Origin of the sequence: Allocoprobacillus halotolerans, from assembly GCF_024399475.1 — a bacterium.
Taxonomy (GTDB): Bacteria; Bacillota_I; Bacilli_A; order Erysipelotrichales; family Coprobacillaceae; genus Allocoprobacillus; species Allocoprobacillus halotolerans.
Window position 1 is genome coordinate 964,122 of sequence record NZ_CP101620.1, and the last position, 22,693, is coordinate 986,814.

Genomic DNA, 22,693 nt, shown 5'->3' on the forward strand with positions numbered 1-22,693 from the left:
AGGACAAACACTATTAAAATCATTTTTTTAAATTAATTATTGACATTTAATAGTTTGTCTTTCAAAATCTTACCTAATATATCAGTTAATGCCTGATAACTTTTTTGTTCAATAATTGTTTGAATATAATTATCGTTCAACATTAATTTAGCTATATGTTCGAATAAAACCCTTAAATCTTTTTGATTCCCTTTTTCAACACAAATCAAAAAGATAAGTTGGACTTTTTGATGCGACCATTCAATAGACTTATCTAATATAGCTGTCATAACAAATGTTTTTTGTGAAATCAATGAATCAGGATGTGGTAATGCAATACAATGCCCATATGCTGTACTTCCTAAAAATTCCCTTCTTAAACATGATTCATAAAGATCATCATTAAATTGACTTAATTGACTCGCATATTGACACATTTGTCTGATAACTTCCTTTTTATTTTTTGCATGAATGACTCCCATAAAATAATCTTCTTGAAAATATTTTAATAGTTGTGAGGATTCATCATTTCCTTTTAAAGCATGATCTATTCTTACTTTATCTTTCTCATCAATAAAAAAATTAATTCTTAAAGCTTTTTTTGGTATGAATGGATGATTTAAAAAAGTCGTAAAAATGCAATCATATTGACTTAAATCACATTCGGGGAGTTCAATTGCATTTTTAATATCTAATTTACTAATCATTTCACTAAATTCCTGCATAAACATATGTTGCATCATTAAATAATCACCACGTCTAGCACTACATATAATTAATACCTTTTTTGGATTAATTTTCTTTTCTTTCTTAGATAAAGCTAATGAAAAGTGAACAGCTAAATATCCAACCTCATCTTCATCTAATGATACATGTATTTTTTGAGATATATATGCAGCTGCAATAAGTGCCACATCATAAGCCAATGGATAATTAACCTGAATATCTTTTACTAAATTATTTTTAAGCTGCATCCTATTTCTTAGTCTAACAAGCAAAGGGGCAATATGTAAAGCTAAAGAAATTCTAAGTTCTACATCTCCTGCAAAATCAATATTTGTTTTTTGTTTGATTTCATCTAAGATCCCATTCACAAACAAGTCAACCTCTTGACTAATAACGTCATCTTCGCCGTAATTTTTCTTTCCCAAAAGATGTGTCGCTAAAAATGATATTTCACTTTTCTTCACTTCAAAATCAAAAACTTTTGCTAATTTTTCTAGAATTTTTTTGCAATAACACTTTCTTGTCCTCTTTCATGATAAGGTACATCTTCAATATAAATTCCTTTTTTATTCTTTGAATGGATACAGATACATGAATCACTAAATTCTGTAAAACAACATCACTGATACGATATTTCGATGCCATTAATGTTTCTACAATAATATTTGTAATTAATGATAATTGATTTTTTTCTACTAACAACGTTCCTGATGTCAATGCTATTTGTTCTTTCGTAATACATTCTCGCATATTTTGTTCAAAACCAGAGACTTTAATTCCATAATTTGGTCTAGCATCCAAAGTCAAATCATATTTCTCAAGAATCTTTTTTACTATTTTCATATCAACTGAAAGGCATGAACGTGATACAAACATTTCATCGGCAAGTTGTTCTGACTTAATATATGATGGACAAGTAAATAATCTATTTAATATGTAAGCTATGCGTGAACTCTGATCATTAAAGTCACATGTTGAATCATTTTGCAACTCTTTTTGTTTATAGTGATTATATTGTTCTAAATCATGAATTTCTAGAATATATCCTTTACTTGGAACCGAAATAATATCTACTCCACTTTTCAACATTTCATGACGCATGATTTTCATATCGGTTTGTAAAGTTTTAACGCTACATCCAACTTGTGAAGCCAAGTTTTTTCCATTCATATAAGTTTGTTGATTCATATCTAAAATCGTTAAAATTTGCTTTTGTCTTTTCGTTAACATACTACCCACTCCTTTGTTTTAGCCTATCATAATTCAATACTCATCACCATATATCTTTTTATCCTCTTATTAACGTAATTTATTGTCATGAAATTTTCTCTAATCAATTTTATAATACCCTTGAAAGGAGAATTTATATGTCTAAAAAACAATCAAAAGAAATATTTCAAAATGCTTCTCTTATCAAAAGAGGAATTGCTTATTTCATAGATTGGTATATCATCAGTATTCTTACAATTATACCAATTAATATCATTTATAGTATCATTTTTCAAAAATAAATTTTGAAAGTACACTTATGAACTTACCCGTCATCTATGCTTCTCTAGCATGGATTATTGGGTTTATATTAACACTTATCTATCTTGTTTATCTACCTTATAGATGGGATGGTATGACTATTGGAAAAAAATTTGTTCTATTCGTATAGTTAAATCAGATTATTCTAAAATAGATTTTAAAACATTATTTTTAAGAAATGGTATTGGTATTTTAGTCATTGAAGGGACTTTTATGACATGTTCAATCTATTTTTGGGAATTGATGAACTTATTTACTAATCACAATATTTCTTCTCCTGCTTTAAGTCTTTTTACAATGATTTCTCTCATTTCTTTTGGAATATGTGTCATGACTCCTCATCGTTCAATGATTCATGATTTTATTGGACATACAAGAGTTATTTCTAAATCATGAAACTATCTCAACTCACAAACGAGTATCTTATTGAACTTCATTGTAAACTCACATCCAAGCAGGATATTATTCAATTCCTTATTCAAAAACTCTTTGATGAACATAAAATTAGTAATATTCAAAGTTTTTACGAATCTGTTATGGAAAGAGAAGCACTATCACCTACTGGCATTGATTGCGGGATTGCTATTCCACATGGGAAATCCAATACTGTTTTAAAAACAAGTTTTGCTGTTGCTATTTTAGAGCAACCACTTTCCTCATGGGAAAGCGTAACCCCAGACAGTACAGTTCAATATATTTTTTTATTAGCTATCCCTCTTTCCAATCAGAAAAATGAACAAATTAATTTACTTTTGACTCTTATGACACACGTTTCACATCAAGAATATTTGAATAAATTAACAACATCTTCAATGCCTCAAGAATTTATTCAAAATTTAGATGCACCACTTTTTATTTCAACTCCAAAAAATAAAGAAAGTATTGTTGCTGTGACCGCCTGCACATATGGTGTCGCTCATACATACTTAGCCGTCGAAGCTTTAAAGAAAGCAACTAAAGATAACCATATTGACATTTATATTGAAAAACAAGGTGCAAGTGGTATTGTTGACGAACTAACACATGAACAGATCAACCAAGCTTTAGGCGTTATTATTGCATCAGATGTTCATATTCGTCATATGGAACGTTTTAAAAATAAGAATATATTAGATGAACCCATCAAAAATGCTTCCCAATTAATCTATAAAATTTTAAATTAACCTTAAGTCAAGATATTTTTAAATATCACAAATTATTTGTATAAAGCAATTAAATATTTATATTTTCTATGTTAGAATAAAAAGGATTAACTATCCAATAGTAACTGACGAGTGAAGAGATACAGACGTGTACAGTAAAATTTCGCATGCTGAAATGAGAGGATGACAAAAAAATGGCATGAAAAGTGGAAATGAGGGTATATCCATTAGACTGATCATCTATAAACGCTACCCATTACATCCACTATAAAGAAGATCAAAGATAAGAAATGGTAACTCTTATCTTTTTTCGTTTGTATAGAAAATTTCTATTTTATGAATATTTAACATTATCAATTAATAATCTTTTATTTTTCAAAAAAAATATAATAATTCCAAATATTTTGATATATTAAGTATGTTTCATTCTTATAATGTAAATTGTCGATAAACAAGAAATACGTATTTCAATCAAAAAAATTGGAGGGCTTATGAAAACATTAGAAAACTTTTTACAAAAATTTATTGGTCCAATCGCAAAAGTCATGAGTGAAAATGACACAATTCAGTCAGTAGCTGAAGGATTTATGCGTACTGGTCCTGTTACATTTGGTGTGTGTATTTTCGTTATTTTGGGGAATCTTCCTTTTACTGGATATTCTGATTGGTTAACAAGTGTTGGTTTAAAAGCTCATTTTGATGCCATTCAAAATGCCAGCTTAAATATTTTAGCTTTATATATTGCATTTACTATTGGTTATTCTTTTGCTAAAAGAAAAGGTGACAATGCCTTATCATGTGGAATTCTTTCATTATTAAGTTTCTTAATAATTATTCCTCAAACAGTTGCAGGAGCTGAAGGTGATATTACAGCTTTCAATACAACTTATTTAAGTGGTACTGGTATTTTAGTTGCTTTAATCTTTGCAGCAATCGTTGGACATATGTTCCATTATTTATCTCAAAAAGGTCTTAAATTCAATATGCCTGCTGGTGTCCCACCTATGGTCAGTGAATCATTCGAACCTATCTTTATTTCTATGATTATTGTTGGTTTTGCTTTCTTAGTTAGAGTTGGATTTGGTTATACACCATACGGAAACTTCATAAATTTCTTTGATCAAACAATTGGAGCATTTATTATAAAAATTGGTTTATCATTACCAACTATCTTCCTCATTTACTTTTTAGCAAACTTATTATGGTTCTTTGGAATCCATCCCAATACAATTTACAGCGCCTTTGTTCCTTTACAAATGACACTCATTATGACAAATATTGCAGATGCACAAGCAGGTAGACCTTTAACATATTTAACAATCACTTTAGTATCTATGTTTGCTTCATTTGGTGGTAATGGAAATACAATTGGTTTATGTTTATCAATGTTTACTGCAAAAAGTCAACGTTATAAACAAATGTTAAAACTTGCTTTTATACCAAACTTATTCAATATTAATGAACCTTTAATCTTTGGTATGCCTGTCATGTTGAATCCTATCTTCTTTATTCCTATGGTTTTCTGTAATGTTGTCATGGGATTAATTGGATTATTTGCAACACAAATCTTTACATTCACTTATAACCCAGCCATGTCTTTATTACCTTGGACAACACCATTCTTCGTAAAAGCATTTTTAGCTGGTGGTTTCTCATTATTGGTTATGGTTTTAATCTTGTTAGTAGTGAATACATTAATGTATTATCCATTCTTTAAAATCGCTGATAAAAAAGCCTATGAAGAAGAACAATTCGCTAAAGCAGGTGAAAACATTGAGTCAGTTGAGTAAAGATTTCTTATGGGGAGGTGCCATTGCTGCCAATCAGGCAGAAGGTGCCTACCTTGAAGATGGTAAAGGTTTATCTTTGATGGATATTGTGACTGCTGGTAAAAAAGGTGTTTCTCGTCGTTTTACTAACAAAATAGAAAAAGATACTTATTATCCTAATCATGAAGCTATTGATTTTTACCATCATTATAAAGAAGATTTAGCTTTATGTGAGGAAATGGGATTTCGTTGCTTTAGAACATCTATTGCTTGGACAAGAATCTTTCCTTTAGGTGATGAAGATACACCTAATGAAGCGGGTTTAAAATTTTATGATGATTTATTTGATGAAATGATCAAACGTGGCATGCAACCTGTTGTCACTATTTCACATTATGAAATGCCTTTGAATTTAGTTCAAAAATATGGTGGTTGGGCAAATCGCCAACTCATTGATTTCTATCTTCACTTTTGTGAAGTTATCTTTAAAAGATATAAAGGAAAAGTCAAATATTGGATGACTTTTAATGAAATTAATTCAGTCATATTAATGCCAGAGATTGCTGGAGTTGTTGGACGTGATCAAGATGATTTCTTGTTACGTAGTTACCAGGCAGCTCATCATCAATTTGTTGCCAGTGCCAAAGCTGTCACATTAGGACATCAAATTGATAAAGACAATCAAATTGGTTGTATGGTTTTAACACTTGTGAATTATCCTCTTACTTCTAGACCTGAAGATGTGGAATTAGCTGAATACAATATGCGTATGAAAACTTTCGCATTTAGTGATATTCAAGTGAAAGGACACTATCCTCGCTATGTTCAAAAATATGTGGAACGCTTAGGATTACATATCCAAATAGAACCAGGTGATTTAGAAGCTATGAAAGAAGGATGTGTGGATTTTGTAGGATTCTCTTATTATTCTTCTTCAGTCGCAACAATTCAAAAAGATATTGAAAAAACTGGTGGCAATCTCACCAGTGGAGTTAAAAATCCTTATTTGGAAACAAGTGAATGGGGATGGCAAGTTGACGCTAAAGGTTTAAGATATATTATGAATCGTTTCTATGATCGTTATGAAATTCCATTATTTATTGTTGAAAATGGTTTAGGTTATAATGATCAGGTTAATGCTAATGGGTATGTAGAAGATGATTATCGTATTGCCTATTTGAAAGCACATATTGAAGAAATGAAAAAAGCTATTCTAATTGATGGTGTAGAAGTTATTGGTTATACAGCATGGGGATGTATTGATCTTGTTTCTGCTGGAACGGGAGAAATGAGTAAACGCTATGGTTTTATTTATGTTGATCGTGATGATTTAGGCAACGGAACATTGAAAAGATCAAAGAAAAAATCATTTGACTGGTATAAAAATGTTATTGCTAGTGATGGAGAAAACTTATGAAAATTGCAACTTTTGATGTAGGGGGAACATTTATTAAATATGCTTTGATGCATAATGACATAATGTCTTTGCAAGGTAAAGTTTCTACTCCTCGTGATAATCAAGAACATTTCTTACAAACAATTGAAGATGTTTTAAAACAAATGGGAACAGTTGATGGCATTGCCTTTTCTTTACCTGGTGTCATTGATGTTGATAAGAAATATATTTTTGCGGGTGGAAGCCTTGCATACAATAATCACACTGATATGAAAGAATGGGAAAGAAGATTTCAACTACCTATCGAAGTAGAAAACGATGCCCGCTCGGCTGCTTTGGCAGAGCTTAAGACTGGCCATATGCAAGATATTCAAAATGGTCTTGTGATTACATTTGGTACTGGTGTTGGTGGTGGCATTATTCTTAATGGTAACATATACAAAGGTAGTCATTTAATTGGTGGAGAATTGAGTGTTATCTTTTCTAAGGATATGAAAACCTATGGGACAAAAGGTTTCTTTGGAGCCATTGGTAGTATTGCGAATCTTGTCGATAAGATTGCTAAGAAAAAAGCATTGATACGAAAGATGGAAAAACAGTATTTGAATGGATTCAAAACGGAGATCCTATTGCTTGTGAAATATTTGAAAATTATTGTTATGAAGTGATTCAAGAATTTCATAATCTCCAATGTATACTTGATCCTCAACGTATTTGCATTGGTGGTGGTGCAAGTGAAAATCCTATTTTTATCAATGGTTTAAAACAAGCATCACAAAAATTCTATGATGCTTTCCCTATTGCATTCCCACATGCCGAGATTATGAAATGCCGTTATTGTAATGATGCGAATTTGCTTGGTGCTTATTATCATTATTTAGAAAAAACAACGATGAAAGGTTAACTTTCATCGTTACTTGCTATTTTTATAATGAGCCGGACTCATACCTGTTATATCTTTAAAGACTTTTTGAAAATGACTTTGACTAGAAAATTGTAAAATATCGCAATTTCTAGTAAAGAATAATGTGAGTTTTTAATCAAAAACTGGGCTTCTTTAATCTTTTGACAATTGATATATTGTTTTAAAGATTGACCAGTGATTTTCTTGAATTGTGACGATAAATAACTTGGATTCATATCTACTTCTTGAGCCAGTTCATCTAAAGTTATATGTTGATGAAGATGATGTGAAATATAAGCTTTACAACTTTTTACCCAATAAGGATTTTGAATATGCTTATAACGCTTTACTAGATGTGTAAAATCAGTAATCGCATCACTAATTACTTTATATATTTGTTGACTTGTTTGACATTGATCTGTTTTCATAATGTATACATCGCTTAACGTATAAGCTTTCGCAACTGGAACACCAACGTCTATAACGGAACGGGTAAATATCGCAATAGCACTGACAACTTTATATTTAGAAGATTGCATTTGATTTTGAGAAAGATGTCTTTCATCTCTAATTTGTAATAATTCACTCAATAAAATACGAGCTTGGGTACTATTTTCATTTTGAATACAGTTAATTATCTTTTTTTCATACTCATAACTAAAATCATGTAAAGAATTTTCACGAATCTCAAACAGTTCCTGATTCAATGTTTCCTCCTGTTTCAATGGATCAGTGCTTGGTTTTATAAAATTAAGTTTTAATTCATTAATAGCAATGTTTTGTCCTGTTATTATTTGATATGCAAAGGCAATATTTTGATTTAAATTTTCAAAAACATAAGGCATATTCATAAAATCATTAAGAGTATAAGGTTGTATAACATGTTTTAATATTTCATAATCCGATGGTTTATCTTTTGTTGTCATTTTTTTACTAAAAATGGGTCCTAAAACAACATAAGAAATATCTTCTAAAGGATATGAAAAAAGAAGAAAGCTGCATCTTTAAAACAAGTATATATTTTATATTGATTAAGTTTTTGTAAATCAACTATAGATTGAAAATAATCAGTTTCTAATTGTAAGAAGAATGATGGTGTAGAATACTTGATATGAATTTGATTATCCAAAAGGTAGATAGGAATTTGTAAACACTGATAGATGGAAGGTAATGCAATGATTAATTCTGTTTGTGTCATCATAAAAATCATCCTTTCTTTATCATTGTACAATGATTTATAAAGATTGAAAATAAAAAAGAAAAGAGGAATAGAAAATGTTAAGTAAAGATTTTTTATGGGGTGGAGCAACTGCTGCCAATCAGTATGAAGGTGGCTATAATGAAGGAGGTCGTGGTCTAGCAACTTCAGATACCAAAACCAATGGTTCTTTAACACGTAAAAGAAAACATAGTTTTTCAAATGAAAATAATGAAATTATTTATTTAAATGAAAAAGATTTTATTTCTTATCAATATAAAGCCGTTATTGATGAAAAGATGTATTATCCAAGTCATAAAGCTGTTGATTTCTATCATCATTATAAAGAAGACATTGCTTTAATGGCTGAGATGGGATTTAAATGTTTTAGAATGTCGATTTCATGGACAAGAATTTTTCCTCATGGCAATGATGAAACACCTAATGAAGAAGGATTAAAGTTTTATGAAGATGTTTTTGATGAATGTTTAAAATATGGCATTGAACCTGTTGTGACAATCAATCATTTTGATATGCCACTTTATTTAGCTGAGCATAAGGATGGTTGGTTATCAAGAGATACGATAACTTATTTTATCAATTATTGTGAAACACTTTTTAACAGATACATGGGGAAAGTCAAATATTGGATGACATTTAATGAAATTAATTTATTAAGAGGTTATACAACTTTAGGCATTAAAGAAATGACACCTCAAAAATACTATCAAGCTATGCATCATATCTTTGTTGCAAGTGCTTTAGCTGTTCAACTTGGACATCAGATTGATTCAAACAATCATATAGGAATGATGTTAGCTCATATTTTAACTTATCCTGAATCTTGTAATCCTTTAGACATTGCTTTAGAGTTAAAAGCTTCTCGTGCTTTAAAATATTTCTTCTCTGATGTACAATGTCGAGGATATTATCCTTCTTATGTACTTCAACAATTGAAACATAAAAATATTGAAATTATCAAAGAAGAAAATGATGATGAAATATTAAAAAATGGTTGTGTTGATTATATTGGTTTTAGTTACTATAATTCAGGAGTTATTACAACAAGAGAAGATGCAACACAATCTTTAGGTAATGGTATTTCATTAACACACAATCCATATCTTCAAGAAAGTGAATGGAAATGGCCAATTGATCCCATTGGTTTAAGAATATCTTTAAACTTACTTTGGGATCGTTATCAAAAGCCATTATTTATTGTAGAAAATGGTTTGGGTGCTGTTGATGAAATCAGTGAAGATGGTAAGATTCATGATGATTATCGTATCAGTTATTTAAAAGATCATATCATTGAAATGAAAAAAGCCGTTGAGGAAGATGGTGTGGATTTAATCGGTTATACGCCTTGGGGATGTATTGATCTTGTTTCGGCTGGAACAGGAGAAATGAAAAAACGTTATGGCTTTGTATATGTTGATATGGATGATGAAGGTCATGGAAGTTTAAAACGTTATCGTAAAGATTCTTTCTATTGGTATCAAAAAGTCATTCAAAGTAATGGTGAAGATTTGGATTAAAAAAGGTTTCAGAATGTCAAATGGCATCTGAAATCTTTTTTATTATTGTTCAAATTCTTCTAATATTTTAAGTGAACTGCTTGTTCCAATACGGCTTGCTCCAGCGTTAATCATAGCTTGACATGTTTTCCAATCACGAATACCACCAGCTGCTTTTACTAACACATCATCACCAACTGTTTCTTTCATTAAACGCACATCTTCTACGGTCGCTCCTGAAGTGCCAAAACCTGTACTTGTTTTAATATAATCAGGTCTTACCTTTTTTGCTATTAGAGCAATTTGTTTAATTTCTTCTTTTGTCAAATAACAGTTTTCAAAAATCACTTTACATATAATATGATGTTGATGACAAAGTGATACAATCTCCTGCATTTCTTTTTCAATATAATCCCAATCATGCATTTTCGCTTTCCCGACATTAATCACATAGTCAATTTCATCTGCACCATCTTGAATTGCTTGTTTTGTTTCTGCAAGTTTGACTTCCAATGTTGTTTGTCCTAAAGGAAATGAAATAGCTGCACCAACATGTACATCTGTTCCTTTTAATAACTCTTTACAAAGTTTCACTGGTTCACTATTAATGGCTACCATTGCTGCTTTCATATCTTTTGCTTCTTGACACAATTTGATGAAATCATCATCTGTGGCATAAGCCTTTAAGAATGTATGATCAAACATTTTTGCTAGTTCTTCTTTTGTCATGCTTTTTCCTCCTCATTTTTATATTTCAATTATAACACAAACAAAAAAGAAAAACCTATGGATTCTATGTCCATAGGTCATCAATCTATCTCCAAAAATTTGCATTTCCACTACCAAGTGAAACAACTTCAAATTTGGTATTATGTGAGGTGCCTCCACTAAAATATCTTTTTCCTGAACCTTCACTACCATTAAAAATATCAATTTTATTTCCCTTAATAGCACCACCACGATCTACAACAATTCCATAAATAGTACCAGCTGTATTTAAATTATGATTAGAAATCTTAATCACTGTTCCAAATGGAATCGAACGATCAGCTGCTAAGCAATAATATTTCTTTCCTTTATAATATAAATATGGTGAATTCGTATTATTGACACCACTTGTAGGTGATAACTTCACACCAGAAGAAGATGTTCCTCCACATCCTGTACAATCTCCACCATAAAGTGTCAATCTTCCAGTAAATGTTGTTCCTTCTAAAACACCACCATATTGAATAATTTTATCCACTGGTTCTTCAATGATCTCTTCTTTAATCATTTGTTGATTCGTTTCTTTTCCATTAGCATAAGTGAAAAGATAAGTTCTTTTCGCTTTTCCGTCTTTTCCTTCTTGAACAACAGTTTTTGTCCAGCTTCCACTACCTTTTGTTTTTGTTGAGTATGGTATTGTTTCTATTTTTTCTACTGTCTTTGTTTCAACTCTTGTAATTTCAATATAATCATCTTGTTGAACAATGTCATCTTTATCTTTATTTAAAGTATCCTTTTGATCTAACTCAACATTTAATTCATTTAAGACATTTGATACTGTATCCTGCTTGACCAAATAATCTTTTTCCACCTGTAAACCATCTTTTAAACGAATATCCACAGTTGGAATAAAATCTGTAATCTGATTAACAGCTCCTGATGATACAGTTGCTAATATAATAACAACATATACCACGGCCATTGCTAAAATTCCTTTTGTTCGGCTGTCAGCCGAGACAATCGCCTCTTTAGCTCTTTGTAACATAAAATATCCTCCTTATTTAATCCCAAACATTTTTTTGGCATTAAATGTTGTGATTCTAGCAACGTCTTCTATCTCCATGTTCTTTAGCTTTGCTATTTCCTGGGCAATATACACAACATTTGCTGGCTCATTCAACTTTCCTCGAAATGGGTGAGGTGTTAAATAAGGGCAGTCCGTTTCAATCATTAAATGTTCTATATCAACTGATTGAGCAACTTCTTTAGGGACTTTTGCATTCTTAAAGGTCACTGGTCCAGCTAACGATATTTCAAAACCAATGTCAATATATCGTTTTGCCATTTGAGCAGAACCACTATAACAATGCATAATGCCATAATGTGCAGACTGTTTTAAGATTTGATAGGTATCTTCATAAGCATCTCTCGCATGAATCACAATGGGCTTTTGATATTTTTTTGCCATTTCAATTTGTTTTGTAAAAATATCTTTTTGTTTTTCATGAGAAACTTCATCCCAATAATAATCTAAACCTATTTCTCCTAAAGCCACCACACGTGGGTCTTGAAGCATTTTTTCAATTTCACTTAAATCTTCATCTGTTGTATCTTTACAATCATTAGGGCTGATACCAACTGTCGCATAAATAAATGGATATTCATGAGCAATCTCAATAGCCTTTCTAGATGAGTCTAAATCATATCCAACGACAACCATATTTTCAACGCCATTTTCTAATGCACAATGAATAAAGTCATCACGATTTGAATATAATTGTTCACTGTTTAAATGTGTATGTGTATTGAAATACATCTCCATCACCCTGAGGCATAATAACAAATATTTAACACTTTGTCAAATTTCTAAATATACAAAAATACTTTTATTCTCATTTTATCGACTTTTTTCTTATTTTCATCATTCTATATTTGTCATTATAACAAACATTATTCATTTCTCTTTTGAAATATTCCAAGATTTCTACTTTTGTCAAAAAACGTTAAAATCACCAACATCATATTTATAGTATGTCTATTTCACATAGATTTAATCAAATTTTATAGTAGCTCTTTTTAAGCATATGTTTTACTTTTATTTATAAACTCATTTACAACATAGTTGGTCAAAACTAACTAACAAAGGAGGAATACTATGTTAGAAAAATTAAATATTTTATAATCAGATCTTGTCGTTGAATACCATAAGTTACAAAATTTTCATTGGTATGTAAAAGGTAGTGATTTCTTTACAGCTCATGCAAAATTAGAAGAACTTTATAATTATATAAACGAAGCAATTGATGAAGTTGCTGAAAACATTCTTATGTTGAATGGAAAACCAACGTGTTCTTTAAAAGTATTTCTAGAACTTTCTCACATTCAAGAAGTGGATGATTGTTATCTGTCCTCACATGAAATTTATAAGATTGTGATTGAAGATTTTCAATATTTGTTAGATAGTTTATTAGAAATTAAAAAACAAGCTGATAAAGATAATCAAGTTTTAATTTCATCACTTATGGATAATTATATTAGTGAATTTTATAAAACATTATGGATGTTACGACAAGCTTTTAAATAATGATGAATGGAAGGTGGTAAAAATAAAGCCACCTTTTCTTTTGGTATGTTATAATCAATATGAATTGGAGGGATTGTATGAATCAAAAATGGTTAGAATGGGCAATTGAATTACAAAGTCTGGCTCAAGCTGGATTAACTTATGGTAAAGATGTTTATGATCACGAAAGATATGAAAGAATACGTCAAATTTCTGCAGAAATGATTGCTTATAAAACAGAAATTCCACTTGAAAAAGCTAAAGATTTATTTTGTAATGAAACTGGCTATCAGACACCTAAGTTGGATACCCGTGCCGCAATCTTTAAAGACAATAAAATACTTTTAGTACAAGAAAGCAATGGCACTTGGTCCTTGCCTGGTGGCTGGGTGGATGTCAATCTTTCCGTTAAAGAAAATACTATCAAAGAAGTCAAGGAAGAAAGTGGTTTAGATGTTGTAGCTGATAAAATCATAGCCATTCAAGATCGCAATAAACATAATTTCCCTGTTTATGCTTATGGTGTCTGCAAAATATTTGTTTTATGTTCTGTATTAGGTGGCGAATTTGTAGAAAATATTGAAACACTAGGATTTGATTATTTTGATGAAAGTGAGCTTCCTAATCTTGCTAATGAAAAAAACACTAAAGAACAAATTGCGATGTGTTTTGAGGCTTATCAATCAGGTAAGAATTGGGAAACTGTATTTGACTAAAACAAATTTTTAACTATATTAAAATAACTTATTTTTCAGAAGAATAAAAATCCAACTATGTGTATTTTTCATAATTGGATTTTTTAATATGGGATTTGAATAAGAAAAAAGGTGTGGTCCTGCATCAATCTGCACATCCAGCGACAAGACGCCAGGGGCTACACCTATAAAGAGTATATTCTTTTTCTACTCATAATATACAATTTTAGTCAGAATACCTCATTAACATTAGAAAACAGACGATAAAAATTAATGTTTTGAGATGTCTTATATAAACGAATTGCACTGCATATATTATCAATAAACTTCAATCCTGCTTCCACCTGTAAATCTTGTTTATTGATAGATAATACATTATCCAGAATACCAATGCTTCTGATAATTTTTTCTTCAAAATCTTTCTTTTTAAATGCATCAAAAATAATATCAATATCGTCATATATATTAGAAACAATATTGTTTAGCATACGAATATACTCTTGCTCTTGATAAATCTTTTTTCTTTTTTGTAATAAAAAAGCGACTTCATATCATCACCACTTTAAAAAACAAGTATAAAAAAAGGAGATTTTTCAATCTCCCATCATACATTATTCACCTTTAAAATCGAAATGTTTGAAAACATCACTTACAGGTAAATCATTTTCAATACTTTCAATTGTATATGCTAATAGCTCAGCAACACTGATTTGTACTAATTTATCAAAACGTTTTTCTTCAGGAATAGCAATTGTATCAGTAATAATGACTTCTTTTGCTACACAGTTATTTAATCTTTCAACTGCTGGTCCAGATAATACACCATGTGTACAAGCAATATAGACATCCTTTGCACCTTTTTCTTTTAAAACTTGTGCTCCAGCAACAATTGTTCCAGCTGTATCAATCATATCATCAATTAATACACAGTTCTTTCCTTCAACATCCCCAATAATCCCCATAACTTCAGCAACGTTTGGTTTAGGACGTCTTTTATCAATAATCGCAATTGGACAATCCAATGCTTCTGACATTTTTCTCGCACGAGTTGCTCCACCATGATCTGGTGATACAACACATAAATCTTCAATATTTTTATTTTTAATATATCTACAAATAAGAGGTAAAGCTTCCATTTCATCAACTGGAATATCAAAGAATCCCTGAATTTGACGTGCATGTAAGTCCACTGTTACAACTCTATCCACACCTGCTACTGATAATAAATCAGCAACTAAACGTGAAGTAATGGGTTGTCTTGGTTTTGCCTTACGATCTTGTCTAGCATATCCAAAATATGGTATAACTGCTGTAATTTCTTTTGCTGATGCACGTTTTAAAGCATCAGTTAAAACTAAGATTTCCATTAAGTTTTCAGTTACAGGATTAGATGTAGATTGAACAATAAAAACATCTTTTCCACGTACTGATTCTTCAATTTCAACTAAAATTTCACCATCTGCAAAATGATGAACAACACTCTTTCCAACTTCTGTCCCTAAAATATCAGCTATAGAATTAGCTAATTCTTGATTTGATGATAAAGCAAATATCGTTATGTTATTTTTCATTTTTACCCCATATTCTCCTTATTTTTTATTTCGTCTTTCGTATTCTTTTTCTCTAATTTCTTTTAATATTTTACTATAACCTTTTTTATTTTCCTGTCTTGATCTAGCAATAGCCATCGCATCTTCATCAACTTCTTTTGTGATTGTTGAACCAGCTGCAATATAAGCATTCTTTCTTACAGTCACTGGAGCGACTAAGTTTGTATTACATCCAATGAAAACATTGTCCTCAATCTTTGTCAGTGACTTATTCTTTCCATCATAGTTAGAAGTAATCGTTCCACAACCAAAGTTAACATCTTTTCCAACTTCAGCATCTCCAACGTAAGTTAAATGTGAAGCCTTACTTCCTGCTCCAAAATCAGCTTTCTTCATTTCCACAAAGTTACCTAAGTGTGCATGTTCATGAATATGACAATTTGTTCTTAATCTTGCATAAGGACCAATATCAACACCATTTTCAATAATAGAATCACTTAAAACAGAGAATTTGATTTCTACATGATCCTTAATTTCCATGTTTGTAAACTCACAATAAGGTCCGATATGACAATGACTACCAATCACTGTTTTGCCCTTAATAATACATCCTGGTTCAATAATTGTATCTTGTCCAATCACAACATCTCTACCAATATAAGTATTTGATGGATCAACAATTGTCACACCATTTAATAAATGTTCACGATTAATACGATCTCTTAAAAACTGTGTTGACTCAGCTAATGCCACGCGATCATTAATTCCACCAACTTCATTGAAATCATCAATCTTATAAGCATCTACTTTTAATCCATCTTGATTCATAATTCCAATCACATCAGTCAAATAATATTCATTTTGAGCATTGTCATTTGTTACTTGACTTAATGCTTCAAATAAAGCTTGGTTATCAAAACAATATTCACCTGTATTCATTTCAGTAATATCTTTTTGGCTATCCAATAAATCTTTAAATTCAACAATACCATTCACTTGACCATTGTCTTTGATAATTCTTCCATAATGTGTACTTGGATCACAATCTGCACTCATAATCGTTGCTTGATTATGATGTTCTTGATGATAAGCAATAAATTCTTGTAAAGTTTCTTTACGAATTAATGGTGCATCACCACATAAAACCAATGTCATACCTTCACGATTAGCTAAAATATCTTTAGCCTGTAACACTGCATGACCTGTACCTAACTGTTCCTTTTGATCAACAAAAGTCACATCATCAACAATTGCTTTCACCTGATCAGCCTCATGACCAACCACTACAATTGTTTCATCTACACCTAAATCCTTTAATTCATCAACCACATGATTAATCATTGGCTTATACAATACTTCATGTACTACTTTCGGTTTATCAGACTTCATTCTTGTGCCTTTACCAGCAGCCAATACAATAGCATATACTTTCATTTTTTCTCTCCTTATCGCCAATATTCTAACAAAAAAACATAAAAAAAAAGAGGAAACAGGGAAATACTTATCTTCTTACCCATATTTTTCCTTACTTTTTTACAAAATCAAAAGTTAGCTATTTGTAACCATGTTCATCTTTATTCAAAATCTCTGTTTTTCTTACAAACGCATACTTCTTAAAAAAGAAATCATACCCCTTATCCAACAACTCTTTATCTTGTGTTAAACCAAAAACACAAGATCCACTTCCAGACATTAAGGTGCCATCAAATCCAAGTAATTTCATTTCTTCTTTAATCTTTAATATATCAGGAACTATCTTTAATGATGGTTCTTCCAAAGTATTACCTAAACAATCCACAACACCTTGATAATCATTGTTTTCAATGGCTTCTTTCATCTTTAAAATAGGTGGATGCATAGCTTTTTTAAATCTAACATACCAAAAGATTTCTTTGTTGAAACACCTTTTTTAGGTTTCACCAATAACATATAACAATGAAAATCTTGGTTAATAAATTCTAACTGTTCACCAATCCCTTTAACAAAAGCCATTTTTTCATAAATACAAAATGGAATATCAGCACCGACTTCTTTTCCAATTTCAGCTAAAGTTTCCAAAGATAAATTTAAACGAAACATTTGATTCATTGCTTTTAAAACAGCTGCCCCATCACTACTTCCACCAGCTAAACCAGCTTGTGTAGGAATATGTTTATAAATATGAATCTTAATACCATAAGGAATATGATAGCGCTCAATTAATAATTGAGCCACTTTATACATAATATTTCTTTCATCCGTTGGCATACGATTTGTATTTGATGTAATCTCAATCCCCTGATCAATCTTTTCAATATAAATCAAATCATGTAATGTAATGGGCGCCATAATCATTTCTAAATCATGATAACCATCTTCTCTTTTTCTCACAACATCCAATGCTAAATTGACTTTTGCATATGCTCTTATTTTCATTTCCCTCATCCTCTCGTTGGATATATTTTCCTTGCGACACCTCTTGTATCAATACCACCAATACCACTTTGTTTATGCGATGTATGATTAATAATATCTTCTACATCACAATAGTTCCTCACACTTTCATTGGCGACTAAACTGGCGATATAAACAGGATCTAAAGCATGTATATTAATACGTTTTGGACTTGATGCAAAGTTTGCTCCACTCGCTAACAACATCTCATAGTAAGATTGACACGCTCCAGCAATAATAATCAAAGCATCTTTATCCCCCTGATATTGACGAGCTTTTTTCACTGCTGCCATATAATCTAACGAATGTTGATAATTTTGTCCAATGCTTTTATCCGCATTTTTCCTTAAAGCATCATGTCCTGTAATCACTAAAATCTGTGGCTTATGTTTTTCTAATAATTCTTCTACACGATTAACCATTTCACTTTCTGGCATATAATAACAATCCGCTCGAATCTTTAATTCTTCATATTTTCTTTGACACATTTTTAAATATTTTTCATCACCATCAAGATGTAAAACTTTTCCTCTAATCACAGGATGTCTTTCCATAACAAAATCATCGTCATCACGAGGCTGCACTTCACTAAGTTCTAAATCATCTAACTCACTATCCGCAATTAGCCTCAATTCAACCCCTCTTAAATAATAAATATCATCTTTTATATCAAAAATCTCAAACAAAATATCTCGATTATACTTTTTTCTAACAACATAATCTCCAATCTTCATAAACCTCACCCATATATATTATGTATTTATAAATAATGTGTGAGTTGAATATAATCTTCTATCTTTAATTCTTCTGGTCTTTTTTCAAATCAATACCACATTCATTTAAAATCTTTTCCGTATCTTCTAAAAATAAAGTCTTTAAATTATTGTAGATTGTTTTTCTTTTTTGGGTAAAAGATTGTTTTAAAATCTTTGTAAGATTAGGATTGTATGTTTTTTGAATATGTATAGAAAGAATAGCACTATCAACTCTTGGTGCTGGTGAAAAGACATTTTTAGAAATCAGCATGTCTAAAGAACTTGTTCCGATACTTTCAATCATAAACGTTAAAGGGCTATGATAGCTGACATCTGTTAATTTTAATGCCACTTCTTTTTGAACCATTACATGAATACTGTCAATCATTGCTTCACTTGTCAAAATATATTCTAAAATATCAGAAGTAATATAATATGGTAAATTTGCAACAATACAAACTCTTTGATACTCTTGTTTATATTTTTTCACAACCTCTTTTAAATCCACTGTTAAAAAGTCTTGAAAAATAACTTCTACATTATCACAATCAGCTAATGATTCAGCCAAAACGTCTTTTAATCTTGTATCAATTTCATAACAAACTACATGTCCTGCCTGATAGGATAACTGTTCACTTAAAGATCCTATTCCTGGTCCAATTTCAATCACACATGTTTGCTTATCAATCTGTGTACAACCAACTATCTTTTGGACAACATTTAAATCAATGAGAAAGTTTTGTCCAAACTTCTTCGTTGCTTTCATATTATATTTTTCTAATAAATACATAGTATTTGATTTTTTTGCAATATCTTTCATTCTCTCACCTGAACTTATTATAATCTAAATATTCATAAAAGGAAAGAAAGCATTGTCTATTAAAAGATAAAAACAATTATACAAGGAAAAAATGAAGACTATAAAAGAAGTTTAATCTTTCTTTTTAAATTAAGGGTATAATATATAAAAGGAGCTGATACTTGTGGATATAAAAGAATTAATCGGTGAAACAACTGAGTATGATAAGAAAAATTAGCAGTAAAAAAAGGAAAGTGAAAAGTTGGTTAAAAGCGTAAGTGTTTTTTCAAATACTGTTGGGGGAATATTAATTTTTGGAGTTTCAGATAATGATGAAATGATTGGACTGAATCAAGTCAAAGAAGATTCTGAATTTATCAGTCAAAAAATCAAAGAAAGAATTGATCCTATTCCACAAATTAATATGTATATCAAACAAGTTGATGGAAAAAATATATTATTAGTAGAAGTTGCAAGTGGTGAAGAAACACCGTATTACTATTATGGTGATAGTGTTATGGAAGCATATGTTCGTTTAGGCAATGAAAGTATAGTTGCTGATGCAAGGGAGTTAAAAAGATTAGTATTAAGAGATAAATAGTTCTTTTGATTCATTAAGTACAAGATATAAATTTGAAGATTATTCATTTTCCAAGCTAAGAGAACGTTATAAACAATGGACAGGCAAAAGTTTTGAAGATAAATTATTCAAATCATTTGGCATAATTGATAGTAATGGAAATCTTACAAATGCAGGTGCTATACTAGCTGATGAAACACCTATCTATCAAAATAGATTATTCTGTACAAGATGGAATGGCTTAACAAAAGCAGATGGATTAATCGATGCTTTAGATAGCGATGAATATTCAGGAGGTTTGATTTCTTTATTACGTGATGGTGAATCATTTATGAGAAGAAATACAAAAAGAATGTGGAAAAAAACACCTTTCTCTCGTATTGAAATGCCTGAATATGTTTTTCAAAGTGCTTCTGAGGCTCTTGTCAATGCATTAATTCATCGTGACTATATGATATTAGGAAGTGACGTTCACATTGATATTTTTGATGATAGAATGGAAATATATTCTTCTGGAAGTATGGTTAATGGAAGTATGATTCAAAATTTAGATATTCGTTATATATCTTCTGAAAGAAGAAATCCAATTTTGACGGATATATTTAATAGATTAGGATTAACGGAAAGACAAGGCAGTGGATTAAGCAAAATTGTAGAGGGCTATAAATTAGAGGAAAACTATACTGATGATAAAACTCCAACTTTTTATTCTGATAGAACTCAATTCAGAGTTATACTACCTAACTTAAACTATGGAATTGATACCAATGAACCTCATTTTGAACCTAATGAGCTTAATTTAAATTTATATTTAAGTAAGAAAGAAATTCAAGTTTTCAATATGATAAAGAAAAATTCTAATATTACACAAAAACAATTATCATCCAAAACAGGATTATCAATATCTTCCATTAAAAGAATATTGAAAATTTTAAACGAAAACAAATATATTGAAAGAATAGATGGAACAAGAGGTTATTGGAAAATATTAAAAGAAATTGATGACTGATGTATTTTAAATAGTTTTATACAAAATATCAAAAAACATGAATTTTATTCCATCATTAACAATAACTAAGGAAAGCATTTAGACTTTATGAAAAGTTTAAATGCTTTTTAATATTCATACAAAACTTACATTTTAAAAAGCAACCAGGTAAGTGGTTGCTAAAGTATTTCAATATTATTTTTATAAGCTCTACCAATCTGTAATATTTCAGCATTTTTGAGTACAATTTGATGAGCAGAAACTTTTTGAATCCATTGTTTATTCACAATAAATGATTTATGAATTTGCACAAAAGCTGGAGAGTGAATATGTTTTAGAAAATCTCTTAAATTCTTTCTTTCGATCAATCTGCCACTAACTGAATGAATAATAATAGAATGGCGTAATGATTCAACATAATAAATATGCGATAAACGAATTTGAGAACTGATGCCATTTCTTTGATACTCATAGTATTGGAATTTATCTTGAATATCTTGAAGAATATTCGCTTTATACTTTTTCAGTTCATCTAAGAATGTTTGTTTAGAAAAGTATAAATCCACTTTTAAACGAATACACTCACTGGCAAGTTCATAATCTTCAGGTCCAATCACATAGTATAAACAATGGGATGAATGAGGAAGAGTTGAAATAAATTGTAAATCTTTTTGATTTTGTATTTCAATAATATAAATATCTTGATGGCTTTGTTGTTGATAAGGAACAATTTGGTATTCAAGATGTTCTTCAATAAAGAAAGTTTCAAAAGCTTGTTTTACAAATGACATATCAGGCGATGCAATAGCGATTCTAATCATTTTGATTGCTCCTTTTCTAATCTTTCTAAATAATAAGGAAGTGGTTCTTTGGTATGCAAAGCATCTAAAATATGATAACCATCTTTAAAATGAATACCTTGTTCCTTTAAATAATCAACCGCCTGATTAAAATCTTTTCTACCACTCAAAGTTAAAGAAATAAAACTATATATTGAACCATCATACATATGAACGTTAAACCAGACATCATAACCATAAGCACCATAGGGAGGACGTGGTACTTTAGCATATGTTACTACGATATAATCAATTTGATCAATATTAATTGTCATTTGATATTCTAAACGATGTGTAACAAAAAGATGTCTAAAGAATGCTGCTTGCTTTTGAATTAATGTTTCATGATGCGTATACTGTATGGTTTGATTATCTACTTTCCACATTAATTCACAATAGGCTTCACCCGGAAGAACAATAAAGATACTGACAAGAATAATAACGATACAAACAAAATCCATACCTTGCCAAGGTGAAAATACATACAAAACAATGGCTAACGCAATACTAAGAATTATATTTAGAAAAGCCAATTTCATTTTTGGTTTACCTACGATATATTTCATATATCATCGCTCCTTTCACTTATTATTCTATGCCTTTTCAAATATATGTAAATATC

27 protein-coding genes and 2 pseudogenes are annotated in these 22,693 nt (G+C 30.2%); 12 read left to right on the top strand and 17 right to left on the bottom strand.

The window, feature by feature from the left end:
- Positions 1–32: 32 nt before the first annotated feature.
- Positions 33–1,073, bottom strand: a complete 1,041-nt coding sequence (locus tag NMU03_RS05755) for a BglG family transcription antiterminator (protein WP_290141697.1) — start codon at positions 1,071–1,073, stop codon at positions 33–35.
- A gap of 103 nt (positions 1,074–1,176) precedes the next feature.
- A complete protein-coding gene (locus NMU03_RS05760; RefSeq protein ID WP_290141698.1) occupies positions 1,177–1,935 on the bottom strand; it encodes a BglG family transcription antiterminator in 759 nt (252 codons plus the stop codon).
- 137 nt (positions 1,936–2,072) lie between these two features.
- Here NMU03_RS05760 and NMU03_RS05765 point away from each other — a divergent pair, with 137 nt between their 5' ends.
- The 7 genes from NMU03_RS05765 (at position 2,073) to NMU03_RS05795 (ending at position 7,446) form a co-directional block, all read left to right on the top strand.
- Positions 2,073–2,216 (top strand): hypothetical protein, encoded by a 144-nt coding sequence (locus tag NMU03_RS05765; RefSeq protein WP_290141699.1) that lies wholly within the window; start codon positions 2,073–2,075, stop codon positions 2,214–2,216.
- A 103-nt stretch (positions 2,217–2,319) separates the two neighbouring features.
- Complete coding sequence (locus NMU03_RS05770) at positions 2,320–2,631, top strand: RDD family protein (protein ID WP_290141700.1); 312 nt, start codon at positions 2,320–2,322, stop codon at positions 2,629–2,631.
- Positions 2,628–3,398 (top strand): fructose PTS transporter subunit IIB, encoded by a 771-nt coding sequence (locus tag NMU03_RS05775; RefSeq protein WP_290141701.1) that lies wholly within the window; start codon positions 2,628–2,630, stop codon positions 3,396–3,398. The genes NMU03_RS05770 and NMU03_RS05775 overlap by 4 nt, the downstream gene beginning before the upstream one ends.
- 470 nt (positions 3,399–3,868) lie before the next feature.
- Positions 3,869–5,167, top strand: coding sequence for a PTS sugar transporter subunit IIC (locus NMU03_RS05780; protein WP_290141702.1), 1,299 nt, complete (start codon positions 3,869–3,871; stop codon positions 5,165–5,167).
- Positions 5,151–6,563: a 6-phospho-beta-glucosidase gene (locus NMU03_RS05785; RefSeq protein WP_290141703.1), complete on the top strand. Its 1,413-nt coding sequence runs from the start codon at positions 5,151–5,153 to the stop codon at positions 6,561–6,563. The genes NMU03_RS05780 and NMU03_RS05785 overlap by 17 nt, the downstream gene beginning before the upstream one ends.
- On the top strand, positions 6,560–7,210 hold the full coding sequence (locus NMU03_RS05790; RefSeq protein WP_290141704.1) for an ROK family protein: 651 nt from the start codon (positions 6,560–6,562) through the stop codon (positions 7,208–7,210). The genes NMU03_RS05785 and NMU03_RS05790 overlap by 4 nt, the downstream gene beginning before the upstream one ends.
- On the top strand, positions 7,171–7,446 hold the full coding sequence (locus NMU03_RS05795; RefSeq protein ID WP_290142288.1) for a hypothetical protein: 276 nt from the start codon (positions 7,171–7,173) through the stop codon (positions 7,444–7,446). Before NMU03_RS05790 ends, NMU03_RS05795 begins: the two co-directional genes overlap by 40 nt.
- Positions 7,447–7,455: 9 nt before the next feature.
- On the opposite strand, the gene NMU03_RS05800 is transcribed toward NMU03_RS05795, so the two are convergent.
- From NMU03_RS05800 to NMU03_RS05805, 3 genes and pseudogenes are all read right to left on the bottom strand, one after another.
- The gene (locus tag NMU03_RS05800) at positions 7,456–7,545 is read right to left on the bottom strand and encodes an AraC family transcriptional regulator (RefSeq protein ID WP_290142289.1); all 90 of its coding nucleotides are present in this window, start codon (positions 7,543–7,545) and stop codon (positions 7,456–7,458) included.
- Between the two features lie 128 nt (positions 7,546–7,673).
- Positions 7,674–8,372, bottom strand: a pseudogene (locus NMU03_RS17605) (AraC family transcriptional regulator); the annotation flags it as partial.
- Positions 8,373–8,416: 44 nt separating this feature from the next.
- Positions 8,417–8,647, bottom strand: a complete 231-nt coding sequence (locus tag NMU03_RS05805; protein WP_290141705.1) for a hypothetical protein — start codon at positions 8,645–8,647, stop codon at positions 8,417–8,419.
- A gap of 74 nt (positions 8,648–8,721) precedes the next feature.
- Here NMU03_RS05805 and NMU03_RS05810 point away from each other — a divergent pair, with 74 nt between their 5' ends.
- Positions 8,722–10,182 carry a glycoside hydrolase family 1 protein gene (locus tag NMU03_RS05810; protein ID WP_290141706.1) on the top strand — a complete coding sequence of 487 codons (1,461 nt, stop codon included), beginning with the start codon at positions 8,722–8,724 and terminating at the stop codon, positions 10,180–10,182.
- Positions 10,183–10,224: 42 nt separating this feature from the next.
- Here NMU03_RS05810 and deoC read toward each other — a convergent pair whose 3' ends face one another.
- From deoC to NMU03_RS05825, 3 genes are all read right to left on the bottom strand, one after another.
- Positions 10,225–10,890, bottom strand: coding sequence for a deoxyribose-phosphate aldolase (gene deoC / locus NMU03_RS05815; RefSeq protein WP_290141707.1), 666 nt, complete (start codon positions 10,888–10,890; stop codon positions 10,225–10,227).
- 85 nt (positions 10,891–10,975) lie between these two features.
- Positions 10,976–11,914 carry a G5 domain-containing protein gene (locus tag NMU03_RS05820; RefSeq protein ID WP_290141708.1) on the bottom strand — a complete coding sequence of 313 codons (939 nt, stop codon included), beginning with the start codon at positions 11,912–11,914 and terminating at the stop codon, positions 10,976–10,978.
- 12 nt (positions 11,915–11,926) lie between these two features.
- On the bottom strand, positions 11,927–12,685 hold the full coding sequence (locus NMU03_RS05825) for a TatD family hydrolase (protein ID WP_290141709.1): 759 nt from the start codon (positions 12,683–12,685) through the stop codon (positions 11,927–11,929).
- 396 nt (positions 12,686–13,081) lie between these two features.
- Here NMU03_RS05825 and NMU03_RS05830 point away from each other — a divergent pair.
- Together NMU03_RS05830 and NMU03_RS05835 are read left to right on the top strand one after the other, a co-directional pair.
- A pseudogene (locus NMU03_RS05830) lies at positions 13,082–13,453 on the top strand (Dps family protein); the annotation flags it as partial.
- Between the two features lie 77 nt (positions 13,454–13,530).
- A complete protein-coding gene (locus NMU03_RS05835) occupies positions 13,531–14,148 on the top strand; it encodes an NUDIX hydrolase N-terminal domain-containing protein (RefSeq protein WP_290141710.1) in 618 nt (205 codons plus the stop codon).
- Between the two features lie 209 nt (positions 14,149–14,357).
- On the opposite strand, the gene NMU03_RS05840 is transcribed toward NMU03_RS05835, so the two are convergent.
- From NMU03_RS05840 to rsmA, 7 genes are all read right to left on the bottom strand, one after another.
- On the bottom strand, positions 14,358–14,615 hold the full coding sequence (locus NMU03_RS05840; protein ID WP_290141711.1) for a hypothetical protein: 258 nt from the start codon (positions 14,613–14,615) through the stop codon (positions 14,358–14,360).
- A 123-nt stretch (positions 14,616–14,738) separates the two neighbouring features.
- Positions 14,739–15,698 carry a ribose-phosphate diphosphokinase gene (locus tag NMU03_RS05845; protein ID WP_290141712.1) on the bottom strand — a complete coding sequence of 320 codons (960 nt, stop codon included), beginning with the start codon at positions 15,696–15,698 and terminating at the stop codon, positions 14,739–14,741.
- Positions 15,699–15,716: 18 nt separating this feature from the next.
- Positions 15,717–17,111 carry a bifunctional UDP-N-acetylglucosamine diphosphorylase/glucosamine-1-phosphate N-acetyltransferase GlmU gene (gene glmU / locus NMU03_RS05850; protein WP_290141713.1) on the bottom strand — a complete coding sequence of 465 codons (1,395 nt, stop codon included), beginning with the start codon at positions 17,109–17,111 and terminating at the stop codon, positions 15,717–15,719.
- 118 nt (positions 17,112–17,229) lie between these two features.
- Positions 17,230–17,535 carry a 4-(cytidine 5'-diphospho)-2-C-methyl-D-erythritol kinase gene (locus tag NMU03_RS05855; protein WP_290141714.1) on the bottom strand — a complete coding sequence of 102 codons (306 nt, stop codon included), beginning with the start codon at positions 17,533–17,535 and terminating at the stop codon, positions 17,230–17,232.
- On the bottom strand, positions 17,517–18,092 hold the full coding sequence (ispE, locus tag NMU03_RS05860; RefSeq protein WP_290141715.1) for a 4-(cytidine 5'-diphospho)-2-C-methyl-D-erythritol kinase: 576 nt from the start codon (positions 18,090–18,092) through the stop codon (positions 17,517–17,519). The genes NMU03_RS05855 and ispE overlap by 19 nt, the downstream gene beginning before the upstream one ends.
- A 5-nt stretch (positions 18,093–18,097) precedes the next feature.
- Positions 18,098–18,844: a sporulation peptidase YabG gene (locus tag NMU03_RS05865; protein ID WP_290141716.1), complete on the bottom strand. Its 747-nt coding sequence runs from the start codon at positions 18,842–18,844 to the stop codon at positions 18,098–18,100.
- A gap of 64 nt (positions 18,845–18,908) precedes the next feature.
- Positions 18,909–19,685 (bottom strand): 16S rRNA (adenine(1518)-N(6)/adenine(1519)-N(6))-dimethyltransferase RsmA, encoded by a 777-nt coding sequence (rsmA, locus tag NMU03_RS05870; protein ID WP_290141717.1) that lies wholly within the window; start codon positions 19,683–19,685, stop codon positions 18,909–18,911.
- 241 nt (positions 19,686–19,926) lie between these two features.
- Between rsmA and NMU03_RS05875 the strand changes: the two genes are divergently transcribed.
- Complete coding sequence (locus tag NMU03_RS05875) at positions 19,927–20,265, top strand: AlbA family DNA-binding domain-containing protein (RefSeq protein WP_353956662.1); 339 nt, start codon at positions 19,927–19,929, stop codon at positions 20,263–20,265.
- 277 nt (positions 20,266–20,542) lie between these two features.
- On the top strand, positions 20,543–21,253 hold the full coding sequence (locus NMU03_RS05880) for an ATP-binding protein (protein WP_290141718.1): 711 nt from the start codon (positions 20,543–20,545) through the stop codon (positions 21,251–21,253).
- Positions 21,254–21,411: 158 nt separating this feature from the next.
- On the opposite strand, the gene NMU03_RS05885 is transcribed toward NMU03_RS05880, so the two are convergent.
- Together NMU03_RS05885 and NMU03_RS05890 are read right to left on the bottom strand one after the other, a co-directional pair.
- A complete protein-coding gene (locus tag NMU03_RS05885) occupies positions 21,412–22,053 on the bottom strand; it encodes a LytR/AlgR family response regulator transcription factor (RefSeq protein WP_290141719.1) in 642 nt (213 codons plus the stop codon).
- Positions 22,050–22,637: a hypothetical protein gene (locus NMU03_RS05890; protein ID WP_290141720.1), complete on the bottom strand. Its 588-nt coding sequence runs from the start codon at positions 22,635–22,637 to the stop codon at positions 22,050–22,052. Before NMU03_RS05890 ends, NMU03_RS05885 begins: the two co-directional genes overlap by 4 nt.
- Positions 22,638–22,693 lie beyond the last annotated feature (56 nt).